Genomic DNA, 25,161 nt, shown 5'->3' on the forward strand with positions numbered 1-25,161 from the left:
GGCGCGGGGGATCCCCCGCACGAGGACGGCCGGCCGCGGTCTCGGCGCGCCATGCCGTCCGTTGCGGCTGCGGCCCCGGCGGAATGCCGCGGGCGGGGAGGAGGTCGGAGACACCGCCGCGGCGCTCCGCCGGGGCCGCAGCCGCAAGCGCTATCCCGTATCCGTGATACGGGATAGGTAGCTTGCTAGCCCAAGGGGCCGGAACTCAGATTCCGGCCATTTGCCAGCGGGCTCAGAATGAGCCCGTGGCTCCGGTCCGTCTGCGGGCTCATTTTGAGCCCGCGATCGTGCGCAGGTCGCGCACGCAGCGCTCGATCTCGTCGAGCTGGGAGGCGTCGACGGCGGCACTCCCGTCGGCTGCACCCGCCGCTTTTCGCAGGGTCTTGAGGGCCTTGGCGACGAGCTTGCCGACCGCCTCTGCCCCGGGCCCGCCGGCTTCGCGGATCAGCTTGGAGGTGTCCGCCTTGCCGGCGTTCGCGGAGGATTTCTCCTTGTAGAGCCTCGCCTGGGCATCGGGGTCCATGGCGGCGAGCGTGGCGATGTCGGTGTCCGAGAGGTTTCCCTCTATCGCCTCGGACCTCCAGTCCTCGGTGAGGCCCTGTTCGACCCTTCGCGCGGTCTGCTCCTGGCGCTTGATGGTAGCGGGGCTGACGTTGCGGCCCGTCTGGTTGCGGATGATCGCCGCCTTCAGCTCCGCGGTGCGCACTCCCTTCAGCTCTGGGTTCTCGGCGCGCATCCGCTCTACCTGGATGCCGAGCGCCTGCGTGGCCTTGGCACGCTCGATGACGTTGAGCTCTCGGGTGAAGTAGTTCGCGGTGTGCAGGAGGGTGACCGCCTGGTCGTCGCTGACGCCCTCGACGATGCGGCAGGGCATGCGCCCGAACGCGGGGTCGTCCTTGGCAAGCAGCGCGTAGGCCGCCTTGCGCCTGTGTCCCGACAGCATCTGGAAGCCGCCGTCTGGCTTTCGGCGGACCATGGGGATGTCGGTGAGGCCGTCCTTCCTGATGGACTCCGCGAGGCTTTTTATGCCGTCCTCGTCCATGGAGTAGGCGACGTTTGCCGGATGGTCCTCGATGGCCGCCACCTCGATCTCCTCGACGGGGAACCTCTGCTTCGCCTGCCTGTCCTCGTCGAGCACGCCCGCCAGGCTGAAGCGCTTGGCGATGTCGTCTACTCGTCCCATAGCCCAAGCTCCCTCCCCAGGTTCCCGTAGTCGACGGCGGCGCGGTTGCCGGGCATGAACTCCACGATGGGCTTCCATTCCCAGCTGCCCTCCTTCACCTTGGCGGACTCGTGGATCACGGTGCGGAACTGCTGGTCGGGGAAGAAGCGGTCGAGGATCGCCTCGCCCACGGCCTCGGCGTTGGTCATCCTTCCGGGCACGCAGGTCCGCAGGATCCTCCAGCTGGGCACGGGTAGGCGCAGCTTGGTGGCCACGAGCCGCAGCGAGTCCACCACCGAGGCCGTGCCGCGCATGACGGTGGAGTCAAGCTTCACGGGGATGATGACGTCGCCGCGCCCGCTGGTGGCCACGTAGGCGCAGAGCACCAGCTGCTTTGCGCTGGGGGCGGTGTCGATGATCGCGACGTCGTATTCGCCCGCCACGTCGTCCAGCGCGAAGCGCAGCGACTGCTCGGCAAGCAGCAGCTCGTTCTGGTTGATGAGCGCCAGCGTGGCCGGGATGACGCGCAGGTTGTCGGTTCCGCTGTCGTAGGCCATCTCGTCGGCGGTCATGCCCTCGTAGAGCAGCCCGATGACGTTGGCGCCGTCCTCCGCCTGCTCGTAGAGGCCGAAGTAGTCCGTCGCCGACGCCTGGGGGTCCAGGTCGATCAGCAGCGTCCTCTTGTCGTGCCTCGCGCAGAGCGTGGCCAGGTTGACGGCGGTCGTGGTCTTGCCCACGCCGCCCTTGAAGTTGCTTACGGTGATTACCCTCACGGTCTTCCTCCTTAGTCGGTTTCGCGCCCGCTGTGATACGGGTCGGATGCTAGCAGCGGGGCGCGCGCCGCTGCCCGTCGGGTCGGCGGGCAGCGAAAGTGTCCAACGCGCCCCGGTTTCCCGGGTCCGTCACGCGCCGGCCTCGGCCAGGGCCGGGATCGCCCTCGAGTTCGCCCTGGCGGCCAGGTACTGGCTCACCGCCTCCTCGAGGCTGCACTCGCCCGCGTAGCTGACCCTGGTCTTGATGCCCTTCGCGCGCGGGGCGCCGCCTCGCGCCGCGACGGCGGTCGTTGCGGCCCTTGCGCCCGACGGCTGCGCGATCATCCCGACCCTGTTTCCTGTGGCTGCTGCCCTCATGCTGCGTCGTTCCCTTCTTTTCGCCCGATCCGGCCCTGCCCGGATGCAAGCCCGGCTTGCATCCGCTTGGATGCCGATCCGCGCGCGGCGGCCCCGGCGGAGCCGGCTTCACGAAGGCGAAAGCCGCCATCTCCGCCAAACCCGGTTTCCGCAGGGCCCTTCCCCGGGTTTTGCGGGGATGTCGTGTGGGCGGCGCAGCCGGGGTCCTCGCGCGCGACAGCCCCGCGGCGCCTGAGCGCTGCGAGCCCGTCCGGCTCGGAGGACGCGCATGGGATTCCCAAGGGGGCGTGCCCCTTGGGCGGGGGGCATGGGGCACGCAGCCCCATGCGCGATGCGGCACCTTTCGGCGGGCTTTCCCGGCGGAAGGGCCAGGCGGCATTGCGGAGCCGGCACAAGCGCGCCGGAAACCCGTGGCGGGAGGGGGGCAGGGGTCCGGGCTGCCCGGGAGCGCGAGGGCGGGTCCCTCGCAGCCGAGGTGCCGCGGCGAGTTGGGAGCACGGAGGGGGAGGAGCCGCCGGCTGCGGCCCCCCCGTGCGCCGGGGGCCGGCCGCTACGCGATGGACTCCGCGAACGAGCCCAGCTTGTTGATGTGGTGCCTGAGCGGGGCCCTGCCGGCGTTGACGACGATCATGTCGATGCCGTCGAAGCGGACCGGGACGTCGCCCTCGGGGGTGTAGCCCTCCAGCCAAGTGGCTGCCAGCAGCTCGAACTGCTCGCGGGTGAGGTTTCCCTCGCTGAAGCCGCCCTCTTCGCGGTTGGCCGCGGTGACGTCGATGAAGACGATGGCGTCCTCGTCCATGGCCACCAGGTCCAGGCGGCCCGCCACGCTCTCGCAGCTCCAGTTCCGGTCCAAGACCTCGTAGCCCTTGCGCTCCACGAATCGGATGGCTGCTTCGACCGCGCGCTCGTGCAAGTTCTTCATAAGTGACCTCCTGAGTCGTTTCCGGCCCGCCCCTTTGGCGTGCCTCGCGGCGCGTGGGCCGCATGGGCCCGCTGCCGTGCAAGGGGGAAAGGAGAAGCCGACGGCAGGAGGCGCCGTTGTCCGAAGCCCGCAGGGCGGTTTGTTTTCCCCGGCGTCCCAGGGGCGCTGGGGAAAAGAAATCGGAGAACGTCGACGGCCCTTGCGCGGTATGAGCGGGGGCGTGCGAGCGTGCGTGTTCGAGAGCACGGTGGCGGGTCGACGGCGACGGCGCGGGGTCGCGGGGCTTGCGTGCGCGGTTTCGGGGCGCGTTCGCGGTGCGCGGGGGCGTGGGGCTTAGAATGTACGCGAGCGGAAGGAGCGCGAATGAGGGTCGGTTACTGCAGGCCGCCAGCTGGCCATGGTCCGAATAAGCAACGGGAGGCGCTGGAGGCGGCTGGCTGCGAGCTCGTGGTGGACAGCGGCATCGCATCGCTGCTGGGGTCGGTCGATGCCGGCGACGTTGTTGTGGTCGCGTCGCTCGGGGCTCTGGGCTCCACCTCCGCGTCCGCGGTGAGGGCGGCGCTCGAGATCGGGGCGAAGGCCGCCGAGCTGGTCGTCCTCGACCAGGGTATCGACACGTCAAAGGAGGAGCACGGGGCGTTCTTCCGGCATGCCGCCGCCATCATGGGGGTCGACGAGGGCCGGAAGGGTCCTCGGGCGAAGCCCGGGCATTCGGGCGGCAAGTCGAAGGTCGATCCCAGCGCCCTGGCCAACGCCATCGGCATGTACCAGAGCGGCGATTACAAGCTGTCCGAGATCACCTCGGCCACCGGCATCAGCCGCAGCACGCTGTACCGCAACCTGCCGAAGGGCGGCGACGGCGACGGTTAGCTGCTCGGGGGCGTGAAGGCGAAGGCTCCCGCAAGCCTCCAACCGAATAGCGGCAAGATCGTGAGCGCCCAGGGATGCCGGCGCTTCTGCGCCCTGCCAAACTACGATTACTTCGCCAAGCGCATGGGCGACCAGCGCGGATGGCGGCTGCAGTACGCATACTCCGAGTACGTGTCCGCATGCCGCGAAGCCGGCGAGAGGCCGTACGCGTACTCGAGCTTCTGCACGGGCTTGCGAGGGTGGCGGCGTGAGATGGGGGCCGCCGGGATTCCCGAGTGGTACCCGGGCGAGTACATGAGAACCTACTGGTCAAAGGGGTCGGCGCTGATCGCCGGCGAGCAGGCGGCGTTCCCGGTGTTCGTGGCCGCGATGGCCTACAGCGACGCCACGTTCCTATGCAGGGCGGACGATATGGGAACCAAGAGCTGGATGGCCTGTTGCCAGCGGGCCTTCAGGTCGCTCGGCGGCGTGCCGTACGTGACCGACTGCGCGCAGTGCAAGGTCTCGGTCACGGCTCGCAGCACGATCGAGGCGTTCGCCCGGCACTACCGGACGGTGCTCTACGGCGCCAGGCCGAAGACCGCGAAGGGGGCGGAGGGCGCCGGGAAGCCGCTGGACGCGAGGACCGTCTCGTACGTCGCAAGGAAGGTGATCGCGGATGTAGCGGGCATGGACTTCGCGAGCTTGGAGGACCTCGATGCCTACGTCGAGGGGAAGCTGGAGGCGTACAACGCCATAGGGTCGGAGGACGGGCCGGCCCGCTGGACGCTGTTCAAGGAGCGGGAGCTTCCGCAGATGCTGGAGCTTCCGGCGGAGGACGCCGATTTCGCTACGTGGTCGACGCGACTCGTTCGGGACGACTACCACTTCGTTGTCGACGGCGTGCGCTATTCGGTGCCATGGCGCTGCTCGAACGAGGAAGTGCGCGTCAGCTGGACCGACGGCGAGGTTCGCTCATACCTCAACGGAGAGCTGGTCGCCCGGCACGAGCGCATGACCGAGATGCGGGGGCGGTGCACGGTGACCGACCCCGCGCACAGGCCGCCCGGGCACCGTTGGTTCGCAAAAAGGATGGACGACAGGTTCCTGGCGCTCGCTAGTGAGGAGGGCCCCAATGTGGTGCGCGTCATGAAGCGCGTGCTCTCCGCCTGCAAGAAGGAAGGCAAGGGGTTCCGCGCCTGCAAGGAGTTGATCGACTTGAGGAAGACGCCGTCGGCTGCCGGGGTCACTTTGGACGAGGCGTGCCGCGCGGTCTTGGACGGCGGCGGGGAAATCGGCGTTGCCGAGGTCATGGAGAAGCTGGCCGGTGATGCCGAATGAGCGCGCTGCCCTACAGGGAGATCATCGAGCTGCGCTCGGTGGGGCTCAGCTTCGAGAAAGTCGCCTTCCTCTGCGGCTGCAGCGCCACGAAGGCGTCCGCCGTCTCGAGGCGAGCCGCCGAGCTGGGCCTGGGCTGGCCCGTGCCGGTGGAGCTCAGCGACGACGAGCTGGCCAGGCTGGTGGATCCCCGCGACGCGGCGCGCTGCAACCCCGTCGACCTGGAGGATATCCAAGGCCGTGCCGGGCGCAGGCTGGATGCGGACGACGTCGAGGAGGCGTATGCGGCGTACGTCGCCCTTTCCGTGGACAGGCCGCCTTATGTCTTCGCGACGTTTCGCGAGAGGTTCGTGCAGCTGGTCAAAGCCCGGGCGAGGGGCGCGAAGATGCTCGTCAATTGGCATCCCGGCGAGGAGGTGCAGGTGGATTGGGCCGGCAGGAAGCTCAGCCTGTACGGCGCCGGCGAGGAGGTGACGCCGGTGTCGCTGTTCGTGGCCACGCTGCCTTACAGCGACAAGACCTTCGTGCGCGCGAGCCTGGAGATGGGCATGCAGTCGTGGCTTGAGCACCATAAGGCGATGTTCTCGTACTTCGGCGGCGCGCCGCTCTTCGTCGCGCCGGACAACCTCGCAACGGGAGTGGTGTTCGACGAGAATCGCGAGCGCTCGATCCACCCGCGTTACCAGGAGCTGGCGGATCACTACGGCGCCATGGTCCTGCCCGCACGGGTCCGTACGCCCACCGACAAGGCGGCTGTGGAGAGCCATGTGCGCATCATGGCCAACAGCATCGCCGGCGTGCTTGAGCAGATGCGGTTCACGAGCCTCGGCCAGCTCAATCTGGCCATCGCCGAGCTGCTGGAGGTCTACAACGACCGGCCAGTCGTGGCATTCAAGGGGCGCAGCAGGAACGAGATTTTCGAGTCAGAGGAGCGCGAATGCCTGCAGCCGCTGCCGGAGGCCGAGTTCGCGCCTGTCACCTGGAGAAAGGTCGGCGTCTCCTTCGACGGCGTGGTGAGGGTGCGCGGCAACTTCTACGGCGTGCCGCCGCGCTATGCCGACCGCAAGGTCGCCGTGCGCATCGCCGAGGACGCCATCGAGGTCTACACCGCCGACAGGCGGCAGTGCATCGCGAGGCATCCGCGCAGGGAGGACGGCGCCGAGACGTTCGAGGGGCTGCCGGGCGTGCACCCCGACCGGTTCAAGCCGCTTGACGTCTGGTGCGAGGAGCATCGCCGCACGCGGATTCTGGAGCAATGGGACTACGATGCCAACGGCGGCCAGGGCCCGCACGACTGCGTTTGCCGCTCTGGCAGGCCGGTCCATTGGAGATGCCCCGACTGCGGGTTCGAGTGGGTGGAGGCGCCCGCCAGGAGAACGGGCCGCTCCTTCGACGACTGCCTGGCCTGCGCGGACGTCGCGTTGGTCCCGGGCAAGAACGATCTGGCCGCGGTGAGGCCGGACATCGCCGAGGAGTGGCATCCGACGAGGAACCCGCTGCCCGCGAGCGCGGTCTTCCCCGATTTCAAGCAGCAGGTGTGGTGGCTCGGCAGGTGCGGTCACGAGTGGCGGGCGCCGATTGCCAAAAGGGTCAACAGCCGAGACGGCGCCCTCTGCCCGTACTGCTCCGGCAGGAAGGCCCTCAAGGGATTCAACGACGTCGCGACGCTGTGCCCCGAGCTCGCCGCGCTCTGGCATCCCGTGAAGAACCGGAACCTGACGCCCGACGCGGTGAGCATCGCGAGCCACCGCGAGGTTTACCTGTGGGACGGCGTGATGACGCGCATCTGGAGGCAGAATCCCCGAAAGTGGCTGGAAGAGCACGGCCGGGCCGAACTGCTGGCCCCCTTTGATTCGTTGGTGGAGGAGGCCCGGGCGCTGGACGCCGCCGATGGGCGCGCGGGCTACGCCCTCGGGCACGGCAAGTCCAGCGTCAAGTGGTCGCGCTTTCTGAAGGAGGCGGAGCTCAACGTCAGCTTCGAGGAGTGGTGCCTGCGGTTCGGGCATGCGGATTTGCTGGCGCAATGGGACGGGGAGCGGAACGGGTCCCTCAAGCCGTCCGACGTCTCGCGCTGCGATCCTGCCCGAGTGTGGTGGCGCGGCGAGTGCGGCCACAGTTGGCGGCTGTCCGTGAGGACGAGGGCGTTCAGCGATGCCGGATGCCCGTACTGCGGCAGGAGGCTGACGCTGGAGGGCTTCAATAGCGCCGAGTGCCTGGACGCGGGCATCTTGCACCTTTGGCACCCCACCAAGAACGGCGACCTGAAGCCTTCGCAGGTCTCCGACCGTACGGCCAAGAGGATCTGGCTGCAATGCCCGACGTGCGGGTACGAATGGCGCGAGAGCCTGCGGGGGACTCGCAAAGGGAGCCGCAAGTGCCCGTCGTGCCATGGGGGAAGGGGACACTATCTCGCCAAGGGCAGCAACGACCTCGGGTCAAAGAGGCCGGACGTCGCCAGACAGCTCGACCCCGAGCTGAACGGCGGCCTGCGCGCCGAGGACCTCCACGCCCACGCAGGCGCCATGGTGTGGTGGCGCGGATCGTGCGGCCACGTCTGGCGCGAGAAGGTGAGCATGCGCTCCATGCGCATCGACGACAGCTGCCCGTACTGCAAGAACCGCAAGCTGCTGCGCGGCTTCAACGACCTGGTCACCGTGCATCCCGAGCTCGCGGCTGAATGGGATTTCGGGCGCAACGGCGACCTGAGGCCCGACGGCGTGAGGTTCAATTCGATCAAGCAGGTCTGGTGGAGGGGAGGCTGCGGCCATGAATGGCAGATGTCCCCGCGCCAGCGGGCCGCCGAGGGGCTGGGCTGCCCGTACTGCTCGGGCCATCGCGTGCTCGCCGGCTTCAACGACCTCGCGAGCCAGCACCCCGAGCTTCTGGCCGAGTGGGATTGGGGGCTGAACGGCGACCTGAGGCCCGACGGCATCGTCTCCGGCAGCGCGAGGAGGGTCTGGTGGAGATGCGGGCATGGGCACGCATGGCAGATATCCGCCTACAACAGAACCGGCGGCGCCGACCGAGGTTGCCCCTACTGCGGCGACCGCAAGGTGCTGAAAGGCTACAACGACCTGAGGACGACGCATCCCAAGATCGCGAGGGAGTGGAACAAGGAGCGCAACGGCGACCTGAAGCCGACCGACGCGATCGCCAACTCCAACAAGCGCGTCTGGTGGAAGTGCGAGGAGGGCCACGAGTGGTCCGGCCTCATAGCGAACCGGGCGCGCAAGGGCAAGGCGGACCCGGGCTGCCCGTACTGCTCGGGTCGCAAGGTGCTCGCCGGCTACAACGACCTGGCCACCACGCACCCCGGCATAGCGGCGATGTGGCACCCGCGCATGAACAAGCGCTTGAAGCCCACCGGCGTGCAGGCCGTAAGCCGCAAGCTCGCATGGTGGCGCGGCGAGTGCGGCCACGTCTACCAGATGTCCGTCCGCGACAGGGTGGGGGCCAAGCCGGGCTACTGCCCGTACTGCTCGGGGAGGAAGAGGCCCGAGAGGCCGATAAGGCTCGACTAGCCCTCGGCCCCTCGGCGAGGAAGGAACGGGGGAGGCGTCGACGCCTCCTGCCTATAGGCGTGATTTTGCGAATATTGGACTGGGCGGCTATGCGTGGCTTTTGCGTTCCCGTGTCGTCTTCTGTTCGCTGGCGAATGCGAAGTGCTGCACTATAGGATTAGATGCGACGAATTGCCTGAAGCCATTGAGGGCGAGCTGCGATCGTTCGATAGCGAAAGAGAAAAGTGAGAGATGCCCGGTTGAGACGGCCTTAGTATTAAAGTCCACCTTGAGGTGCTCGCAGGGCGACAGGCGCTACCATTCTGGCTCAATATGCTTCGCCCTGACGTTATTACGCGAGAGGGAACTAAATGACGAATGATGAAAAGGGGAATGTTCTCGTGTCAAAATCGAGCACACAATTGCGCGGGTGCGATGAATCGGATTCTGCTGATCGGAATATGCAGGCAATAGAGTGGTCGGTCAATTCTGACGGTGGGGAAATATCGCATAAAGCGCTTGAGTCCGCAAAGGAATTCTATCGAGACGTCAAGGACTGCATTGGGGATTCGCCTAATCTTTCGTCGTTGGCCTCTGCTTCTGGCTGGCTTGATTGCTGCCAGTCAGTGCCCGATTCCGTCAAGGCGAGCATTGCAGCAATAGAAGAGACCAGCGAGGCGCTCAAGACGGCATATCAAGACCTCCAGCCAAAGCTGTTCGATGCTGCGAGGGCTTTTACGAAAACATGGTCGGAGAGCTTCGATTTTATGCCGAAGGTCGACTTGAGCGGAATCAAGGCCGCGCTTTTGCCGTTTCATCGTCGGACGAAGTTATTGAATGTGCTTGAGAGGTCGAACTGGCCGCTTTACCTCGCTGACAATAACGATCTATTTTGTGAATTGGAAGGCTTGGATATTGAGCGGACTGATTTGGATTCAGCGGTTTACGAAATAGCTCGCATCCATTTAGACGAACGATGGCTGGCGTCGGTCGCTGACCGCTGGTCGGAGCACGACGAACTCCCCGATGGTAAGCGAGCGATGCTGAAAAGGGCCATTGATTTCCATATTGGCCGCCAATACGATGCATGCGTGTCTATTTTGATGTGCATGGTTGAAGGAATAATTGTCGAGTATTTTGGGCCATCTTTCGAATATTCGTCCGAAGAGGAGGCTGCTCTTTTTGACGATTTCGCAGTTGAGCATAATCTCAATCCTCTAGGGGAGAGGAAAAGCACCAAGCTGAAGGCCCCGAAGGACCTTGTGTTGGCGATGTCTCTCCAAACCGATAAAGGCTGGCATATATGGCAGTTGATAAGCGGCTACGTGATTGATGTCCTGCTCACTAATAATTACGACGAAGCCATCGCCGCCCACAATCCTCTAAGAAATAAGATCTGCCACGGCGTTCAAACAAACTACGGCACCGAAGAGCATTCGCTCAAAGCGATTCTTGTGATCGATTTGATTACTCGCCTTGGCTGCGCCGCCCAGCAAGGCATGAGGTTGAAGGCGGAGGCAAGCGAGTCTGGCGGGCGAAAGGCCGAAGCATCGGAGGCATATCATGGGTAGGGCGGAACGTCGCAAAGAAGAGCGTAACATAAATCATGCAAAGTCGACGGGCGCCGATGCCTGCTCCATTCTGACTTTCGTCGAAGACGGAAGGATGTTCTACAAACTGCTCGATCATAGGGACAGATATCCCGAATCAACGCCTGATTTAATGCTGACGATTCTCCCGTTTTGCGCTCTTGCTGCGCATGACTCCGTTAGATTTGTAAAGAAGTATTTTGATCATGACTTCGAGCTTGATTCGGCTGTGGTCAATCGTTTGCGCAATGCATCAAAATCGCTTTCTGCCAAGGGATCGACGGTTGAAGACTATACGTTTATGACGAATTCGGTGACGCGGGGACTATCGTCGTCCACGAAAAAGGCGACGGGGCTATTTGGGCCGCTCATTAACTCCCTTACGCCCGATATGGGAATCTGTACGCATGGAGACCGTCCGGTATGCACGACGTTTATAACCGCCCGTTATATCTCTCAGGCGTACGGCGGGGCGCTTGATCCTGTTTGGAGTGAAGAATGCGAAAAACAGCTCGGCTTTGATTTGGGTGTTGCTGCATCAGCGGCATTCTATACAGTAAAGCTGTTGACCCCTGAATTGCATACGCTTACAGCGAAAGAATTCGAGACCTGCCATGTGGATTGCCATTATTCGGATATGTTTCTACCTCTAAAGAAGCAGGGCATTGACAACGCCGCATGTTTCTTCATGCTTGCGGAGTTTCTGGTGCAGCTTAACGCTGTTTTCGCTTTGAGCGAGAACGAAATGTTTGACGACGTTCTCAGAATGAAATATGGCACTGCTGTTTTGCTGGCCCTTGACGGAAGCATTTCGCGTTTCGCGAATTGCGTGATGCCCAAACCGTCTGAGTATGGATTTACCGCAGACGGGGCGCTCGTGCTGTCGACCCTTGTGCCAAAGGAGGTCAGGAAACGCGTCAGGGCCTCGAAGGATTTGAGGAATGCATTTGTCCACTATGATTTTTCTGGACTTCTAGGTATGCAGGCTTGCAAGGGAAAGAGTGCAGACGAGCTGCTTATTGAGGCCACTCGCAAAACGGTGAAGATGGATCCGGGAGATTATTTGTGTTGGCTCGACGAATCTATGACAATGATGGCGAAGCGGATTGATGATCTCATTTCGCTTCCAGTTGCGAACAAAGGATAAGCTGTGGCTAAACGTAGCGAAGACGATTACGAGCTGTATCTCTACACTATTGATGTCTACATAAGGCTGGTTGGAGCGCTCCCGTTGGACAAATCCCTGGCGCAATTTGGGGTTCAGAATTTCTCCGAAATCGGAAACCTCGATATCGATGATAGGGATTTTGCCGCAGTTGCCATGCGGCTCATGCTGCAACGGAAATATTTCGTGCGCGGCAAGGATTTGTTTTTCAAGGGGCTGCTCAAATCCGCTGAGCAGGATTTCGATTCCGGCAAAGAGGTAATCGGCCTCCTATTGGCCGACCTGGAATCGTTCAACGCCCAAGATATCGAGTTCGCTTTCGGGAATGGGGACGTTGTAAGTGGGCTCTTCTCTAATTCCGAGGACGCCATGTACGGAGCGTTGCTCCACGCCGACCGGCGCCGCATAGAGAAACTCATCGATGTTCCCGAATATATGAGGATTTTGGCCCTTGCCCCGTATGTGGCCGAAAGGGAACGCCTTTTGCTGCGATTTTCTGACTTCCTTCGCGCTGCCGGCGTAAAGCCTTTGTCGAGGTGCGGAGAGGAGGCGGCTGTTGTCTCGTACGGATCAAAGGGATTCGAGCGGTCGATAAAGGGGTCGCCCTCTTGGCGCAACCTTCAAGGCAGGGATTTAGGTCCCGCCGATATCGAGCAAATCGCCCAAGCCACTTCCATCGGGGACGCCTGCATACTCGACGTAGTGTGCCGTTTCGCGGAAGCGCTGTCCTCTAAGCCATTCGACCATGCTGCGCTGAAATCGCTTGTCGCGCCTGAAATATTTGCACAGTGGGGTGATTTCACTCAAGCGGCCATGATTTTCGAAGACGATTGCGGCGTGAGCAGCCGGGTTCGGCATCTGAAAGACGGGGCGGTGCTGGTGAAACTTCTGCCCAATGTGCGAGAGGCGTTCACGATCGAGGGGCCGCAGATTATCGAGGGCGGACACGAGGTTGTCCTCGTAAAGAGAAATGGCACCTGGAAGATATGGGCCGCGAGGTGAAACGAATGCGGAGCGAGATGTTTGAGGGATGCATAATGATGGTTTTCGGTTGACGTGGCGGTCGCTCCTGTTCGGCGTCGCGCGCTCTAACGAAATTAATGGCGCACAAAAGGAAAGTCCCGGCCGGGGAGGACAGTCGGGACTGAAAAGGGCAGCGCTTAAAATCTATCGCGTGCTACGCTTTCGGCAGGTCGTCGAGCGTCTTGCCGAGCGCAGAGGCGGCCGCCAGCGGCCCGCCGACCAATGCGTGGCTCACGCCCGCGGCCGAGAATCCGGAAACGGGGCAGTAGTAGCCGAAGAACGACCCGCCCGCGTTGCCGGCCGCGTACAGGCCCTCGATGGGGTTGTCGTCACCGTCTAGCACCTGGTTGCTATCGTCGCAGACCAGGCTCGCGCAGATCGTGTACACGTTGGGCCAATACGCCACGGCGTTCCAGGCGAAGAGCTTCGGGTCGACGCCGTAATGTTAGCGTCAATGCAGTTTTCACCATTTGGGACTGCGGCGGAAATCCTGGACCGTTTGGGATCAGGCGATTTGGAGTGGGAAGGATAAACTGGACTTTCTTTTAAGGACCCTCAAGCGTATTGCCGCTCGTATTCCACCGGAGACATGTAGCCCAAGGTGGAATGCATGCGCACCCTATTGCTGCAATAGAGCTCTATGTGCTTGAAGATGTCCTGCTCGGCCTCGTCCCTCGTCCCATAGCCCCTCCCTTCTGCCGATTCCCTTTTCAGCGTCTTGAAGAACGACTCGGCCACCGCGTTGCCCAGCGGCGTGCCGGGCCTTGATACCGACCGGACCATGCCATGCGAGCCCAGGCATCGCCGGAAGGAGCGGGAGGCGTGCCGCGCGCCTTGGTCGTCATGGAAGACGAGGCCGCCGTCGTCTGGCGGACCCTCCCTGCCAACCGCCTGCCCTATCGCGTCGATCGCGACCTTCCCGGTGATGCGCTCGGACATCGACCAGCTCACGACCTTGCGGGAGAAGGCGCCTGTCACGGCCGCGAGATAGAGCCACCCTTCGCTTGCGGGCATGTAGGCGATGCCGCCCACCCAAGGCCTGTTGCGCTCGCCCACGGCGAAAGCGCGCTCTACCAGGTTCAACCGAGGGTCTCCCGGCTCGGCCTTCTTCTGAATGCGGTGCTTTCGGGTCGCGCCCTTTCCGGCAAGCCCGAGCTTCCGCATGATGCGGAGCGCGCGCTTCTCGCCCACGGCGATGCCGCTTTTTCGCAGCTCGCGGTCGATGCGCCGGTAGCCGTAACGGCCCTTGTGCCGCTCGAAGGCCTCGACGACGAACCCTTCGAGCGCCTCTCGCTCTATCTGGGCGTTGGACTTCTTCCGGCCGAGATACTCGTAGAAACCGGATTTCGAGACCTTCATCAGCCCGCATGCCTTCTTGATGGGGCCGATTTCGCCCCTATGCTCTTCGAGGAACCCGCGCCTCGCGCATGGTCTTGACTCAAGAAGGCCCGGAGATTTTTTAGTATCCCGTTCTCGCGCCCGGGCTCCTCGACCTTCTTCCTGAGCTTCACGATCTCGTAGTCCTTGTTGATCTTCGGAGAGCCGTTTCCGGGGAACGCGTCGTCTCCCATCTCCTCGTATTCGCGGGCCCATCTTCTCAGCGTCCAGTCCTTTATACCGAGCTCCTCCGATAGGTCTTTGACCGTCATTTCCCCGGACAGGACCACCTTTGCCGCTGAGACCTTGAACTGCCTGTCGTATCGCTTTCTTCTTTGGGTCATCTTGAACACCTTTCGCTCTTGACCTGGTGTCTAATTCATCATGCCCACTCCAGGGCTGGCCGCATAGCCGGTCCAAAGAAACGTCCGCATCCCCAACTGTCTAACAAAGTGTAGCAAATCCAACTGCTATCACCCGTGCAAGGGAGAGCCTGCGCATCTATTGGTCGCCCGAGTCGCAGGAAAAGGTTCTCTCGAGTTTCGAGCTGACGAGCATCCGAACAGATTCGCAGCTCTTGAGCAACGGGTGCGGGCTGAAGCTGCATCCGTAATCGTTGCAAATTGTCGTCAGCGTTCCTCCAATCGGATGCCTGCAGGTTTTCGAATACTACCAATGGTCCCGAGCGGCAAGCAACGTCGTTCGGGGCTTTCCGTATCGATAGGGCCTATCCGAATATGCCCCCTTCATCAAAGCCGCCCATTGCAGTCCGAAATAGGCCATCGAAATTTATCGATGGCCTATTTCGGACTGCAATGGGCCATCGTGGCTTGCTTTCGTTATGCCTGCCTGGACGGAAGGCATAGTGGGCAATTGCCCCAGAGGCGCAACGCTATACCAATTCGTATCGCAAGGCGCGGCCTGTGCCGAGCGTTGCGATTTGCCCCTTGTCCACCATCTCTTTCAATATGCGGCCGGCCGTGGATTGGCTGACCTCCAGCAGCGCCTGCGCCTCTTTTCGGGTGATTGAGGGGTGCTCTGCCAAGAACCGCAGAATCTCATCCTCTCGGGAATGGGAAGCAGAGGGCGCCTCTGTGCTATTTGCCGCAGGCTCTTTTGCTTTCGTTGCCGTGAAGTTCACGTTGGGCAGGACGATTTTGAATGCGTTATTCGTGGCTATGATTTGCGGCTGAGTGGCCGCGCCCGCGTAAGCTCCCATGATTTTCCTCATTCCCGTGCCGTATGCCTCGATGAGCTGCAGGCGGTAGAAGACGTTGGCGAGATGCGGGTTCCGGCAGGCGGAGACGCCCATCATCAGGTCTTCCAGCTCCAAGCCGGGCAAAAGGCCGCCGACGGACACGAACTCGATCCTGTCGTCGTAGATGCTGATCAGCGTGCTGGCGTGGAAGGAGTAGTCCCTGTGTACGAGCGAATTCAGCAAGGCCTCGCGCACGGCGACCTCCGGGTAGTCCCGGGTGTCGACGCGCAGCAGCTTTTGGAAAGTGGCATGGGTCTGGTTGTGGAGGTCGATGTAGTCGTAGGCCTCGCCGAGCTGCCGCATAAGGGACCCGGAGAACTCCCGGCGGTCCTTGAACACGCTCTGGTCCGTCCCCTCGAAAACGGCCGCCTTGATGGTGTGCGGGCACTGGTCGGACAGGAGCAGGCCGAGGTTCGTGTAGAGGCCGTCCGATGAGGTTATCTTCAGGGTCTGCATCTGCGGCGAGCCGAAGGGGATATTTCGGGCTTCGAATTCCCCTTTCGTCGACTCAAAGGTGAGCCCTTGGTCGAGGGAGCGCATGTCCTCGAAGCTGTCGCCGTCGGTCTCCTTGATCATCTGCCGGATGGCCGCATCGGTCGCCGGGACGGAGGAGTACCCCTGCCGAACGTAGACGCCCTCGGGGCGCAGGCCCTTCTTCGCCATGTAGTAGGGGCGGTTCGTGCCGCGCTGGACCTTGACGGCCACGACCGCCTTCCCGTCGCAGTTGAGCGTTTCGTAGCTGACGAACATGGTGACATCCGGTCTCACGGCGTCTCGCACCATGTTGGAGACCTGCAGGGCGCACCCGTCGGCGTCTTCGACGCCCAGTACGGTGCCGTCGTCGCCGACGCCCACGTAGACCGTTCCGCCGTTGCTGTTCGCAAAGGCGACAATCTCCTTCTTGATGCCGTCCTGCGCAACGGCCTTCAGCTCGACTGTCTCTGTTTCCTGGAATTTCATGCTGCCCGCCTTCCGATTCTATTCTACCCATATTCTAACCATTTTATTAACCATGGTGGTTAGAATGGTTAGAATCGAACTGAATCGAGGGGGTGGCCGGGGCTCGCTTGCGTGATTGAGGGGCGCTTCGTAGGGACTTCTCGTGGTCATGCGCTCCGTCATTTCGGTTTTTGTGCTGTCGACAACTTCCGTTTTGCCTCCTGAATCTACAGCGATTTCGTTGGCGTCGACTTTTGGGCCGCGTGGATTGGGTAATCAAAAGGCAGGGATTCCCATCATCGACTTTACGCTGTCTTTTGGTCGGCCTGCTTGAGGAGCTAACGTATGTGCAGTATAATATATCTGCACATACGTCGATAGGAGTATCATGTCTAGCTCTACTTTGACCATACGCATTGACGATGACTTGAAGCGCGGCGCTTCCGAGGTGGCGGATTACTACGGCCTTGACCTCTCATCGGTTACGCGCGCGTTTTACAAGCAGATGGTGAACACGCGCCGCATCCCCCTGACCTTCGCCCCCGACGAGCCCAGCATCGAGAGCCTCGAGGCTATCCGCGAGGGCGACGCCTTCCTGTCCTCTGGCGAGAAAGGCCGCTTTGACAACGCAGCCGATCTCATCGCGGCAGCGATGGCCTAATGAGCAGGCTCACGGCGGATTTCTCCGCTGCATTCTCTCGCGACCTCAAAAAGAAGGCGAAGCGGCGCAATTGGGATTTAGCTGAGCTGCAGAAGCTCATCGACCTGGTGCTGGAGAATACCCCCGAGTCGCTGGAGACTCTCAAGCGCCGCCACAACATGCACCGCCTGAGCGGTAGTTGGGCCGGGAGGAACGAGTGCCACGTGGCGAACTCCGGCGATTGGCTGGTGATATGGTCGGCCAACGACGAGGTCGCCTTCTTCGAGCGCACTGGCGGTCACGACGAGCTGTTCAGGTAGGAGGGATTGGCAAGTTGCGATAATGACGGACTTTCTCGTTAGAGGGATTGGCCCAACGGTTGGGGGCGTCTCGGTTCCCGGGAGCGCCGCTCATCCGGCAGCCGCCTATCCCCGGCAGGATTCCGTGGACGGCTAATCGCACAGCCTGGCGACCTCAGCTCCGCATTTCGCGCAGCAACCCTCGATGAGCACGCAGCCGTGGCGCATGCGCAGCGTGTATCCGGGCGCGAACTCCGTCGTGCCGCAGTTATGGCAAAACGCGTTGACGAGCAGCAGCTTGCGGATGCGCTCGGGGATCTTCCTCCACTCCCGCAACGCCTCGATCTCGGTGACGCCCTTGCCGCGGCTGAACCCGTCTTCCTCCATCTCCTCGGCGACGAACCTGGCGATCATCTCCTCGCTTACGCCGTCGGCCCTCATCTGCCGGGCCATCTCCTCGTATTTGTCGGCCATAGCGGCCTCCTGTCCGATTAGTGGTGCATCTGCTTGATCAGGAAAAGCCTCTTTGCATGGGCTTGGCTCGCTTCAGCGGCCTTGTGTCTTGGTGCTATGGGAAATGTTGTCGTCTGGCTCCAAGGCGTCGTTTCCTTCTGCTGCAGCCCAGACGAGCGACGAAGGGCTCCATGTTGAAGCTCCATGCTTCCAGTGCGTGCCCAGCGCCGGCTCATAGAGCTTCGCCGCCAGCTCTTCCGCACTTACCATGTCGGGCGCCACGTCGTCGACCTTCGCCTGCCTTGCCATCTTCGCGTAGGGTTTCCCGTACACTGCGGGCCAGGCATCGGGAATTTGGAAGCGCTCGGGCAGATTTCGGGCAAGCACGCTCTGACCGCCCTTCAGGACAAAGGGCGAATCCGGGTCGCTGAAGACGCGGCACAGCAGCCGGTGGAGGTAGAAGCCGGCGATGGCGCGGTTGGCGTCTAGCGGCGATTTCTTGGCCGCCTCTTTGACGGCCATCCCGTGCGCCGCGGGCGTCTTGTATCTCATGATCGGCCTTTCTGATCGGATGCGGAGAGGGCTCTTGCGAGGGGCTCGAGCAGGGCCGCTCGCCGTTTGTTTTCGCCGAGCTCGTCGAGCAGGCTGCCAAGCTTCGCAGAGTCGATGAGACCTTGGGCCGCGGCGTCGCGGAAGGCGCCTTCGACAAGCGACGGGTCCTCGCAGTCGAGGCACAGGTCGGCAAGCGTTCTCTCGGCGCGGGTGACAGGCAGGCCGCCCATCCAGGCCATGTCGCCTTCGTCGACGTTTCTCACCCCAAAACGCGCCGACTCGATTTTTGAGTTGATGCGCTCGGGCGCGTAGATGCGGTAGGGGGAGAGGTGGAAGTCCCCGATTCCCAGGAGCCATGCAGCCGTAGAGCCGCCGACGGCCACGCCGTCCCACTTAGCTTGCCGCTCCCATGAGAACGCTGTCGATGCCGTGAGCTTCCAGATCGCGGCCAGCTCGTCGGTCTCCGAGCTCGGCGCACCGGAGAGGCGATACGCGCCGTGGGCGACGCGCTCGAGGCGCCCGACCTTGCAGGCGTGGGAGAGGGCGTTCCTGCTGATGCCGAGGCGCTGTGCCTGGGCAGTGGTGAAGACGCCCTCCGATGCCGAGAGCTCGTCGATGGCTGCTATGTTGTTCGCATACTTCATGTTGCGATTGTACGAAAATTTCAGACATTTGCAACATCGAAGTGTCACACGCCGACTATGCGATTGAAGCAGGCCAATCGAAGGGGGCAACGCCGCGTTGATTCCGGCCTTATTGAAAATTTCGCCGCGCGATTCACTCAGATTTGCCGTTTCGCCAAATCGCTGGGTTTGTGTATGTGTCGACGTCGACGCGAAGAATCGTCTCATTGGGAATCTGTCCCAATGAGACGATTTGCTATCCGATTTGAAGGCAGCTTTTCGAAGCTGGTTCATCGCCGATGACGGTTGGAATGAGTTGCAAAAGTCTGGAGGTTCAAACTCTAGAAAACAGATAGTTCAGCTATCTAGTCGGAGCATTTCTGCAGGTAATCTTGTTTTTTCGTCTTGACAAAAGGGATGAGCGTGATCGGCCCGCGCCCTGTCGTCGAGGAGGAGCTCGCGGCCTACGGCGACGATGCGGGCGAGCTCCTCTCCGCGAAGCCCGGCATCACCGGCTGGTGGCAGGTGCAGGCCCGAAACGACGCGACCTACGGGGACGGCAGCCGCCAGGAGCTGGAGCTGTCGCGAGGAGGGGTTTCCGGCGCTCCGCGACGTTTCGCCCAACCGCTCCGCGGGGAGGGGCTACCAGCACCTCGCCTAGCGGGAGCCTCCGGCACCTCGCGGCGCCTCGCAGCTCCTCCGGCGCCCCGAACCCCCGTCTCCTCAATCCCCACCGCCTCCATGTGGATTTACCGCGCAATCGCTTCGATCGTCAAAGTTTTACTTGCGACGTCGTGAAGCTGGAGTATACTTACCCGCAACAAGTTCATAGACGAAATGCGTTGACGAGGACAGTAGGGACGAACCCATCTTCAGAGAGCCGGCGGATGCTGCGAGCCGGCGGTGGGCGGCCTGAACGCCACCTCCGAGCAGTTCGGCTCGAACGCGACGGCACGCAGCGGACGACCTCCGCGTGCAGCCGGGGCAAGTAGGCTGAACCGGCGACTCCGTTATCAGTCCGATCGAGAGCGACCGCGGCGCGCAGGGATGCGTGCAGCCGGGCGCATCTCCCTTCCTTCTGAGGTCCTGGTGCAGCTTGCTTGCAACGGGATTTTTTTATGCCACGAAACCGGCAACGCCAGGAAGGAAGGGATCGGACATGCAGCTACGCAGCGATGCCGTGCGGTGCGGCACGGCGCGCGCCCCGCACCGCAGCCTGCTCAAGGCCGACGGCATCACCGACGAGGAGATGGAGCGGCCGCTCGTCGCCGTCTTCAACTCCCGCAACGACATCATCCCCGGCCACAACAACCTCGACAAGATCGCCGAAGCCGTGAAGGCGGGCATCTACATGGCCGGCGGCGTGCCGTTCGAGATATCCGCCATCGGCGTGTGCGACGGCATCGCCATGAACCACGACGGCATGCACTACTCGCTCGTGTCGCGCGAAGCCATCGCCGACTCGCTGGAATGCGCGGTGCAGGGCCATGCCTTCGACGCGCTCGTGTGCATCCCGAACTGCGACAAGATCGTGCCGGGCATGCTGCTGGGCGCGCTGCGCGTGAACATCCCCACGGTGTTCGTGTCGGGCGGCCCCATGCTTCCCGGCAAGCAGCCGGGCGGGTGCGGGCCCACCACCGACCTCAACACGCTGTTCGACGGCGCGGCGCAGGTGATGAACGGCGACATGTCCGAGGCCGAGCTCAAGTACTACGAGGACACCGCGTGCCCCACCTGCGGCAGCTGTTCGGGCATGTTCACGGCGAACTCCATGAACTGCCTGTGCGAGGCCCTGGGCATCGCGCTTCCCGGCAACGGCACCGTGCCCGCGGTGTACTCCGAGCGCATCCGCTTGGCGAAGCATGCGGGCATGAAGGTGATGGAGCTGCTGGAGAAGGGCATCTGCGCGCGCGACATCGTGAGTGCTGCCGCCTTGCACAACGCCATGGAATGCGACATGGCCTTCGGCGGCTCCACGAACACGGTGCTGCACCTCACGGCCATCGCGCGCGAGGCGGGACACCCCATCACGATGGACGACTGGGACGCCGCGAGCGCGCGCACGCCGCACCTCGTGAAGCTGCAGCCCTCCGGCCCGCGCCCGCTGTCCGACCTGTACGAGGTCGGGGGCGTGCCCGTGGTCATGCACGAGCTGGCAGAGCTCGACCTGCTCGACCGCAGCGCCGTCACGTGCATGGGCACGCTCGACGAGTACCTGCAGGCCTGCACGAAACCGGCTGACGGCGAGGTGTGCCGCGCGCACGACAACCCCTTCTCCCCGTCAGGCGCGCTCAAGGTGCTGCACGGCAACATCGCGCCCGACGGCGCCATCGTGAAGAAGTCGGCCGTCGATCCGTCCATGCTCGTCCACACCGGCCCCGCGCGCTGCTTCGACAGCGAGGAGGAGGCCTGTGCGGCCATCAACGCCGGCAAGATCGCGGCGGGCGACGTGGTAGTCATCCGCTACGAGGGCCCCAAGGGCGGCCCGGGCATGCGCGAGATGCTGACGCCCACGTCCTCCATCGTGGGGATGGGTCTGTCCACCAGCGTGGCCCTGATCACCGACGGGCGCTTCTCGGGCGCCACGAAGGGCCCGGCTGTGGGGCACGTGAGCCCCGAGGCGGCGGCCGGCGGCCCCATCGCGCTCATCGAGGAAGGCGACCCGGTGACGGTCGATATCGAAGGCGGCGCGCTCACGCTGGGCGTGGACGACGCCGAACTGGAACGCCGTCGCGCGGCCTGGCGGCCGCCGGCGCCGAAGCACGACCACGGCGTGCTCGCGAAGTACGCGAAGCTCGTCTCGTCGGCAGACAAGGGGGCGTACGTATCATGACGAACGCACGGAGCACCGCAACCGACGGCCGCGCGCCGCGCCCGAACCAGGCGAACGCCACCGAGGCCGGCGCCCCGCGCGGCCTGGGCAGCAAGACGCCGAAGCAGGGCAAGACGATGAAGGGCGCCGAGGCCGTGGTGGCCTCGCTCGAAGCCGAGGGCGTCGACCTCGTGTTCGGCTATCCCGGCGGCCAAGCCATCAAAATATACGACGCGTTGTACGACTCGGACCAGATCAAGCACGTGCTGGCGCGCCACGAACAGGGCGCCGTGCACGAGGCCGACGGCTACGCGCGCGCCACGGGCAACGTGGGCGTGGCCATCGTCACCAGCGGCCCGGGCGCCACGAACACGGTGACGGGCATCGCGACGGCCTACATGGACAGCGTGCCGCTCGTGGTGATCACGGGCCAGGTGCCGCGCGGCGTCATCGGCACGGACTCGTTCCAGGAATCCGATATCGTGGGCATCACCATGCCGGTGGTGAAGCACAGCTACCTTTTGCAGTCCACCGACGAGCTGACGACTACGTTCCGCGAGGCGTTCCACATCGCCAAGACCGGCCGTCCCGGCCCCGTGCTCATCGACGTCCCGTCGGACCTGGCCAGCGAGCTCATGACGTTCGAGTACCCCGACGACGTGAACCTGCCGTCGTACAAGCCCACCTACCGCGGCAACGCCAAGCAGATCAAACAGGCCGTGTCCCGTATCAAGCAAGCAGAACGTCCCGTGCTGTACGTGGGCGGCGGCACCGTGTCCTCTGGCGCGTCCGAAGAGCTGAAGGCGCTGGCCGAGCTCATGCAGATTCCCGTGGTCACCACGCTCATGGGCAAGGGCGCGTTCCCCGCGTCCCACGAGCTGAACCTGGGGCCCGTCGGGATGCACGGCTCGAAGTACGCGAACCTCGCCATGACGGAAAGCGACCTTATCATCGCGGCGGGAGCGCGCTTCTCCGACCGCGTCACCGGCAAGCTGGACGAGTTCGCGCCGCACGCCGACGTCATCCACATCGACATCGACCCGGCCGAGATCGGCAAGGTGCGCGAGGTGCAGGTGCCCATCGTAGGCGACCTCAAGGGCGTGCTGGCCGGCATCGTGTCGACGTTGGAGAAGGAAGGCGCGCGCCCCGGCACGGGCACATGGGTGGAGCAGATCTCCGCCTGGCGCACGCGCTACCCGTTCTACCATCCCGGCGTGGGGGACGACCCCGACGAGATCGTCCCCGAGGTGGTGCTGAAGAAGCTGTCGGAGTCGCTCGATCCTCAGAACAGCGTCGTCGTGACCGAGGTGGGGCAGCACCAGATGTGGGCGGCCCAGAGCGTGGACCGTGAGGCGCCGCGCAGCTTCCTGTCGTCGGGCGGCCTGGGCACGATGGGCTTCGGCTTCCCGGCCGCCATCGGCGCGGCCATCGGCTGTCCGGAGAAGCAGGTGGTGTGCGTGGCGGGCGACGGGTCGTTCCAGATGAACAGCCAGGAGATGGCCACGGCCAGCATCCACCGCGTGCCGGTGAAGGTGCTCATCCTGGACAACCGCTGCCTCGGCATGGTGCACCAGTGGCAGAAGCTGTTCTACGACGAGCGCTACTCCTCGACGCTGCTGGACGCCAGCCCCGACTTCGTGAAGCTGGCCGAAGCGTACGGCTGGCAGGGCGAGCGGGTGGAGAAGCCCGCTGACGTGGACGCGGCGCTGGCGCGCATGCTGGCGAGCGACGGGCCGTACCTGCTGGACGTGGCCATCTCGCGCGATCAGAACGTGTATCCCATGGTGGCGCCGGGCCGCGCGCTCGACGAGGTGATCGGCGCCATCGACGTGGCCGTGGGCGCCGTGCGCACCGACGTGCCCGAAGGCGACGAAGCCGATGGAAGCGACGAGGAGGGGAGCGACCGATGAAGCACATCCTGTCCGTTCTGGTGGAGAACAAGCCCGGCGTGCTGTCGCGCGTCACCGGCCTCATCTCGCGGCGCGGCTTCAACATCGAGTCGCTGTCGGTGGGCCCCACCGAAGATCCCACCATGTCGCGCGTCACGGCCATCGTGAAGGCCGACGACGTGGCCTACGAGCAGATCACGAAGCAGCTGCACAAGCTGATCAGCGTGCACAAGATCACCGACCTCACCAACGACGCGGCCATCGAGCGCGAGCTGGTGCTGTTCAAGGTGAACGCCCAGCCCGACCGTCGCAACGAGATCATCGAGATCGCCAACGTGTTCCGTGCGAAGATCGTGGACGTGGGCCGCAGCTCGCTGACCATCGAGGCCACGGGCGACGAGAGCAAGCTCAAGGGCATGGAGGACCTCTTCCGCGCCTACGGCATCAAGGAGATCACCCGCACCGGCAAAATCGCCATGTCCCGCAATTCGAAGGACGTGTGAGGCTCGCGCGGCGCATCCCGAACACCAGGTAACCTCAGCCAATAGAAAGGAAAAACGAACATGGCTGTTACGATCTATCACGAGAAAGACGCGAACCCCCAGCTCATCCAGGACAAGAAGGTGGCCATCATCGGCTACGGCAGCCAGGGCCACGCCCATGCGCTCAACCTGCTGGACTCGGGCGTGGACGTGCGCGTGGGCCTGCGCGAGGACTCGCGCTCGCGGGCCAAGGCCGAGGAGGCGGGCCTCAAGGTGATGAGCGTCGCCGACGCTGCCGAGGAAGCCGACTTCATCATGATCCTCACGCCCGACGAGACCCAGGCCGCCACGTACGAAGCGGACATCGCCCCGCATCTCAAGGCCGGCGACACGCTGGCGTTCGCGCACGGCTTCAACATCCACTTCGGCTACATCGAGCCGCCCGCGGACGTCGATGTGGTCATGATCGCGCCGAAGGGCCCGGGCCACATGGTGCGCCGCGTGTTCACCGAAGGCGCGGGCGTGCCGTGCCTCATCTGCGTGAACCAGGACGCGTCGGGTGCGGCCAAGGATGTGGCGCTGTCGTACGCGTGGGGCATCGGCGGCGCACGCGCCGGCGTCATCGAGACCACGTTCAAGAACGAGACCGAAACCGACCTGTTCGGCGAGCAGGCCGTGCTGTGCGGCGGCGTGACGGCGCTCATCAACGCCGGCTTCGAGACGCTGGTGGAGGCGGGCTATCCGCCCGAGATGGCCTACTTCGAGTGCTTCCACGAGATGAAGCTCATCGTGGACCTCATGTACGAGGGCGGCATGTCGAACATGCGCTACTCCATCTCGAACACGGCCGAGTACGGCGACTACTACGCCGGCCCGCAGGTGATCACCGACGAGACGAAGGCCGCGATGAAGACCGTGCTGGCGCGCATCCAGGACGGCAGCTTCGCCCACGAGTTCATGGAGGACTCGAAGAACGGCCAGAAGTGGCTCAAAGAGCAGCGCATGGAGCACGGCAACGCCCAGATCGAGGAAGTGGGCGCCAACATCCGCTCGATGTTCAGCTTCGTGAGGAGGTAGGACTGCGGTCCGTCGCCCGCGCAGACGGAGAAGCGCGGGCAGACGGGTTCGATTCGCCGGAGACGGCTTCGCACAAAGAAGG

23 protein-coding genes and 1 pseudogene are annotated in these 25,161 nt (G+C 63.6%); 13 read left to right on the forward strand and 11 right to left on the reverse strand.

Annotated elements, in window-relative coordinates; all coding sequences use genetic code 11:
• Positions 1 to 268 precede the first annotated feature (268 nt).
• The 4 genes from GT613_RS05195 to GT613_RS05210 form a co-directional block, all read right to left on the reverse strand.
• The gene (locus tag GT613_RS05195) at positions 269 to 1,183 is read right to left on the reverse strand and encodes a ParB N-terminal domain-containing protein (RefSeq protein ID WP_161172536.1); all 915 of its coding nucleotides are present in this window, start codon (positions 1,181 to 1,183) and stop codon (positions 269 to 271) included.
• Entirely contained in the window at positions 1,171 to 1,935 is a 765-nt protein-coding gene (locus tag GT613_RS05200; RefSeq protein WP_161172537.1) for a ParA family protein, read from the reverse strand. The genes GT613_RS05195 and GT613_RS05200 overlap by 13 nt, the downstream gene beginning before the upstream one ends.
• A 129-nt stretch (positions 1,936 to 2,064) precedes the next feature.
• A complete protein-coding gene (locus tag GT613_RS05205) occupies positions 2,065 to 2,292 on the reverse strand; it encodes a hypothetical protein (RefSeq protein WP_114519834.1) in 228 nt (75 codons plus the stop codon).
• A 550-nt stretch (positions 2,293 to 2,842) separates the two neighbouring features.
• Positions 2,843 to 3,214: a YraN family protein gene (locus GT613_RS05210; protein WP_161172538.1), complete on the reverse strand. Its 372-nt coding sequence runs from the start codon at positions 3,212 to 3,214 to the stop codon at positions 2,843 to 2,845.
• 363 nt (positions 3,215 to 3,577) lie between these two features.
• On the opposite strand from GT613_RS05210, the gene GT613_RS05215 reads away from it, so the two are divergent.
• The 6 genes from GT613_RS05215 (at position 3,578) to GT613_RS05240 (ending at position 12,657) form a co-directional block, all read left to right on the forward strand.
• Entirely contained in the window at positions 3,578 to 4,084 is a 507-nt protein-coding gene (locus GT613_RS05215; protein ID WP_114550322.1) for a helix-turn-helix domain-containing protein, read from the forward strand.
• A 60-nt stretch (positions 4,085 to 4,144) separates the two neighbouring features.
• Positions 4,145 to 5,404, forward strand: coding sequence for a transposase (locus tag GT613_RS05220; protein ID WP_161172539.1), 1,260 nt, complete (start codon positions 4,145 to 4,147; stop codon positions 5,402 to 5,404).
• Positions 5,401 to 8,922: an IS21 family transposase gene (gene istA, locus GT613_RS05225; RefSeq protein WP_161172540.1), complete on the forward strand. Its 3,522-nt coding sequence runs from the start codon at positions 5,401 to 5,403 to the stop codon at positions 8,920 to 8,922. The genes GT613_RS05220 and istA overlap by 4 nt, the downstream gene beginning before the upstream one ends.
• Before the next feature lie 350 nt (positions 8,923 to 9,272).
• Positions 9,273 to 10,472, forward strand: coding sequence for a hypothetical protein (locus tag GT613_RS05230; protein WP_114513215.1), 1,200 nt, complete (start codon positions 9,273 to 9,275; stop codon positions 10,470 to 10,472).
• Positions 10,465 to 11,637: a hypothetical protein gene (locus tag GT613_RS05235; protein ID WP_114513214.1), complete on the forward strand. Its 1,173-nt coding sequence runs from the start codon at positions 10,465 to 10,467 to the stop codon at positions 11,635 to 11,637. The genes GT613_RS05230 and GT613_RS05235 overlap by 8 nt, the downstream gene beginning before the upstream one ends.
• Positions 11,638 to 11,640: 3 nt before the next feature.
• The gene (locus tag GT613_RS05240; protein ID WP_161172541.1) at positions 11,641 to 12,657 is read left to right on the forward strand and encodes a hypothetical protein; all 1,017 of its coding nucleotides are present in this window, start codon (positions 11,641 to 11,643) and stop codon (positions 12,655 to 12,657) included.
• A gap of 175 nt (positions 12,658 to 12,832) precedes the next feature.
• Here GT613_RS05240 and GT613_RS05245 read toward each other — a convergent pair whose 3' ends face one another.
• The 4 genes and pseudogenes from GT613_RS05245 to GT613_RS05260 form a co-directional block, all read right to left on the reverse strand.
• Positions 12,833 to 13,084 carry an FAD-binding protein gene (locus GT613_RS05245; RefSeq protein WP_114513212.1) on the reverse strand — a complete coding sequence of 84 codons (252 nt, stop codon included), beginning with the start codon at positions 13,082 to 13,084 and terminating at the stop codon, positions 12,833 to 12,835.
• A gap of 149 nt (positions 13,085 to 13,233) precedes the next feature.
• Positions 13,234 to 14,271 (reverse strand): IS3 family transposase, encoded by a 1,038-nt coding sequence (locus GT613_RS05250; RefSeq protein WP_114513211.1) that lies wholly within the window; start codon positions 14,269 to 14,271, stop codon positions 13,234 to 13,236.
• Positions 14,187 to 14,399, reverse strand: a pseudogene (locus GT613_RS15445) (transposase); the annotation flags it as partial. The gene GT613_RS05250 and the pseudogene GT613_RS15445, both read right to left, overlap by 85 nt.
• A 548-nt stretch (positions 14,400 to 14,947) precedes the next feature.
• Positions 14,948 to 16,273 carry an RNA-binding domain-containing protein gene (locus tag GT613_RS05260; RefSeq protein ID WP_114513209.1) on the reverse strand — a complete coding sequence of 442 codons (1,326 nt, stop codon included), beginning with the start codon at positions 16,271 to 16,273 and terminating at the stop codon, positions 14,948 to 14,950.
• 367 nt (positions 16,274 to 16,640) lie between these two features.
• On the opposite strand from GT613_RS05260, the gene GT613_RS05265 reads away from it, so the two are divergent.
• Positions 16,641 to 16,913, forward strand: a complete 273-nt coding sequence (locus GT613_RS05265; RefSeq protein WP_114513208.1) for a type II toxin-antitoxin system RelB/DinJ family antitoxin — start codon at positions 16,641 to 16,643, stop codon at positions 16,911 to 16,913.
• Positions 16,913 to 17,212 (forward strand): type II toxin-antitoxin system YafQ family toxin, encoded by a 300-nt coding sequence (locus tag GT613_RS05270; RefSeq protein WP_114513207.1) that lies wholly within the window; start codon positions 16,913 to 16,915, stop codon positions 17,210 to 17,212. Before GT613_RS05265 ends, GT613_RS05270 begins: the two co-directional genes overlap by 1 nt.
• Before the next feature lie 132 nt (positions 17,213 to 17,344).
• Here the strand turns inward: GT613_RS05270 and GT613_RS05275 are convergent, their stop codons facing one another.
• The 3 genes from GT613_RS05275 to GT613_RS05285 all read right to left on the reverse strand — a co-directional run bounded on the left by GT613_RS05275 (position 17,345) and on the right by GT613_RS05285 (position 18,840).
• The gene (locus GT613_RS05275) at positions 17,345 to 17,665 is read right to left on the reverse strand and encodes a hypothetical protein (RefSeq protein WP_114513206.1); all 321 of its coding nucleotides are present in this window, start codon (positions 17,663 to 17,665) and stop codon (positions 17,345 to 17,347) included.
• A 72-nt stretch (positions 17,666 to 17,737) separates the two neighbouring features.
• Positions 17,738 to 18,196 (reverse strand): hypothetical protein, encoded by a 459-nt coding sequence (locus tag GT613_RS15355; protein WP_198165980.1) that lies wholly within the window; start codon positions 18,194 to 18,196, stop codon positions 17,738 to 17,740.
• Positions 18,193 to 18,840 carry a type IV toxin-antitoxin system AbiEi family antitoxin domain-containing protein gene (locus tag GT613_RS05285; RefSeq protein ID WP_114513205.1) on the reverse strand — a complete coding sequence of 216 codons (648 nt, stop codon included), beginning with the start codon at positions 18,838 to 18,840 and terminating at the stop codon, positions 18,193 to 18,195. Before GT613_RS05285 ends, GT613_RS15355 begins: the two co-directional genes overlap by 4 nt.
• Before the next feature lie 396 nt (positions 18,841 to 19,236).
• Between GT613_RS05285 and GT613_RS05290 the strand changes: the two genes are divergently transcribed.
• The 5 genes from GT613_RS05290 (at position 19,237) to ilvC (ending at position 25,079) form a co-directional block, all read left to right on the forward strand.
• Positions 19,237 to 19,617 carry a sugar transferase gene (locus GT613_RS05290; RefSeq protein ID WP_227111450.1) on the forward strand — a complete coding sequence of 127 codons (381 nt, stop codon included), beginning with the start codon at positions 19,237 to 19,239 and terminating at the stop codon, positions 19,615 to 19,617.
• Between the two features lie 361 nt (positions 19,618 to 19,978).
• Positions 19,979 to 21,652: a dihydroxy-acid dehydratase gene (gene ilvD / locus GT613_RS05295; RefSeq protein WP_161172542.1), complete on the forward strand. Its 1,674-nt coding sequence runs from the start codon at positions 19,979 to 19,981 to the stop codon at positions 21,650 to 21,652.
• Positions 21,649 to 23,541 carry a biosynthetic-type acetolactate synthase large subunit gene (gene ilvB / locus GT613_RS05300; RefSeq protein ID WP_161172543.1) on the forward strand — a complete coding sequence of 631 codons (1,893 nt, stop codon included), beginning with the start codon at positions 21,649 to 21,651 and terminating at the stop codon, positions 23,539 to 23,541. Before ilvD ends, ilvB begins: the two co-directional genes overlap by 4 nt.
• Positions 23,538 to 24,023: an acetolactate synthase small subunit gene (gene ilvN, locus GT613_RS05305; RefSeq protein ID WP_009304310.1), complete on the forward strand. Its 486-nt coding sequence runs from the start codon at positions 23,538 to 23,540 to the stop codon at positions 24,021 to 24,023. Before ilvB ends, ilvN begins: the two co-directional genes overlap by 4 nt.
• 60 nt (positions 24,024 to 24,083) lie before the next feature.
• Entirely contained in the window at positions 24,084 to 25,079 is a 996-nt protein-coding gene (ilvC, locus tag GT613_RS05310) for a ketol-acid reductoisomerase (protein ID WP_009304311.1), read from the forward strand.
• Positions 25,080 to 25,161: the final 82 nt, after the last annotated feature.

The organism is Eggerthella sp. BIOML-A4, assembly GCF_009875575.1.
In the GTDB taxonomy this organism is placed as follows: Bacteria; Actinomycetota; Coriobacteriia; order Coriobacteriales; family Eggerthellaceae; genus Eggerthella; species Eggerthella lenta.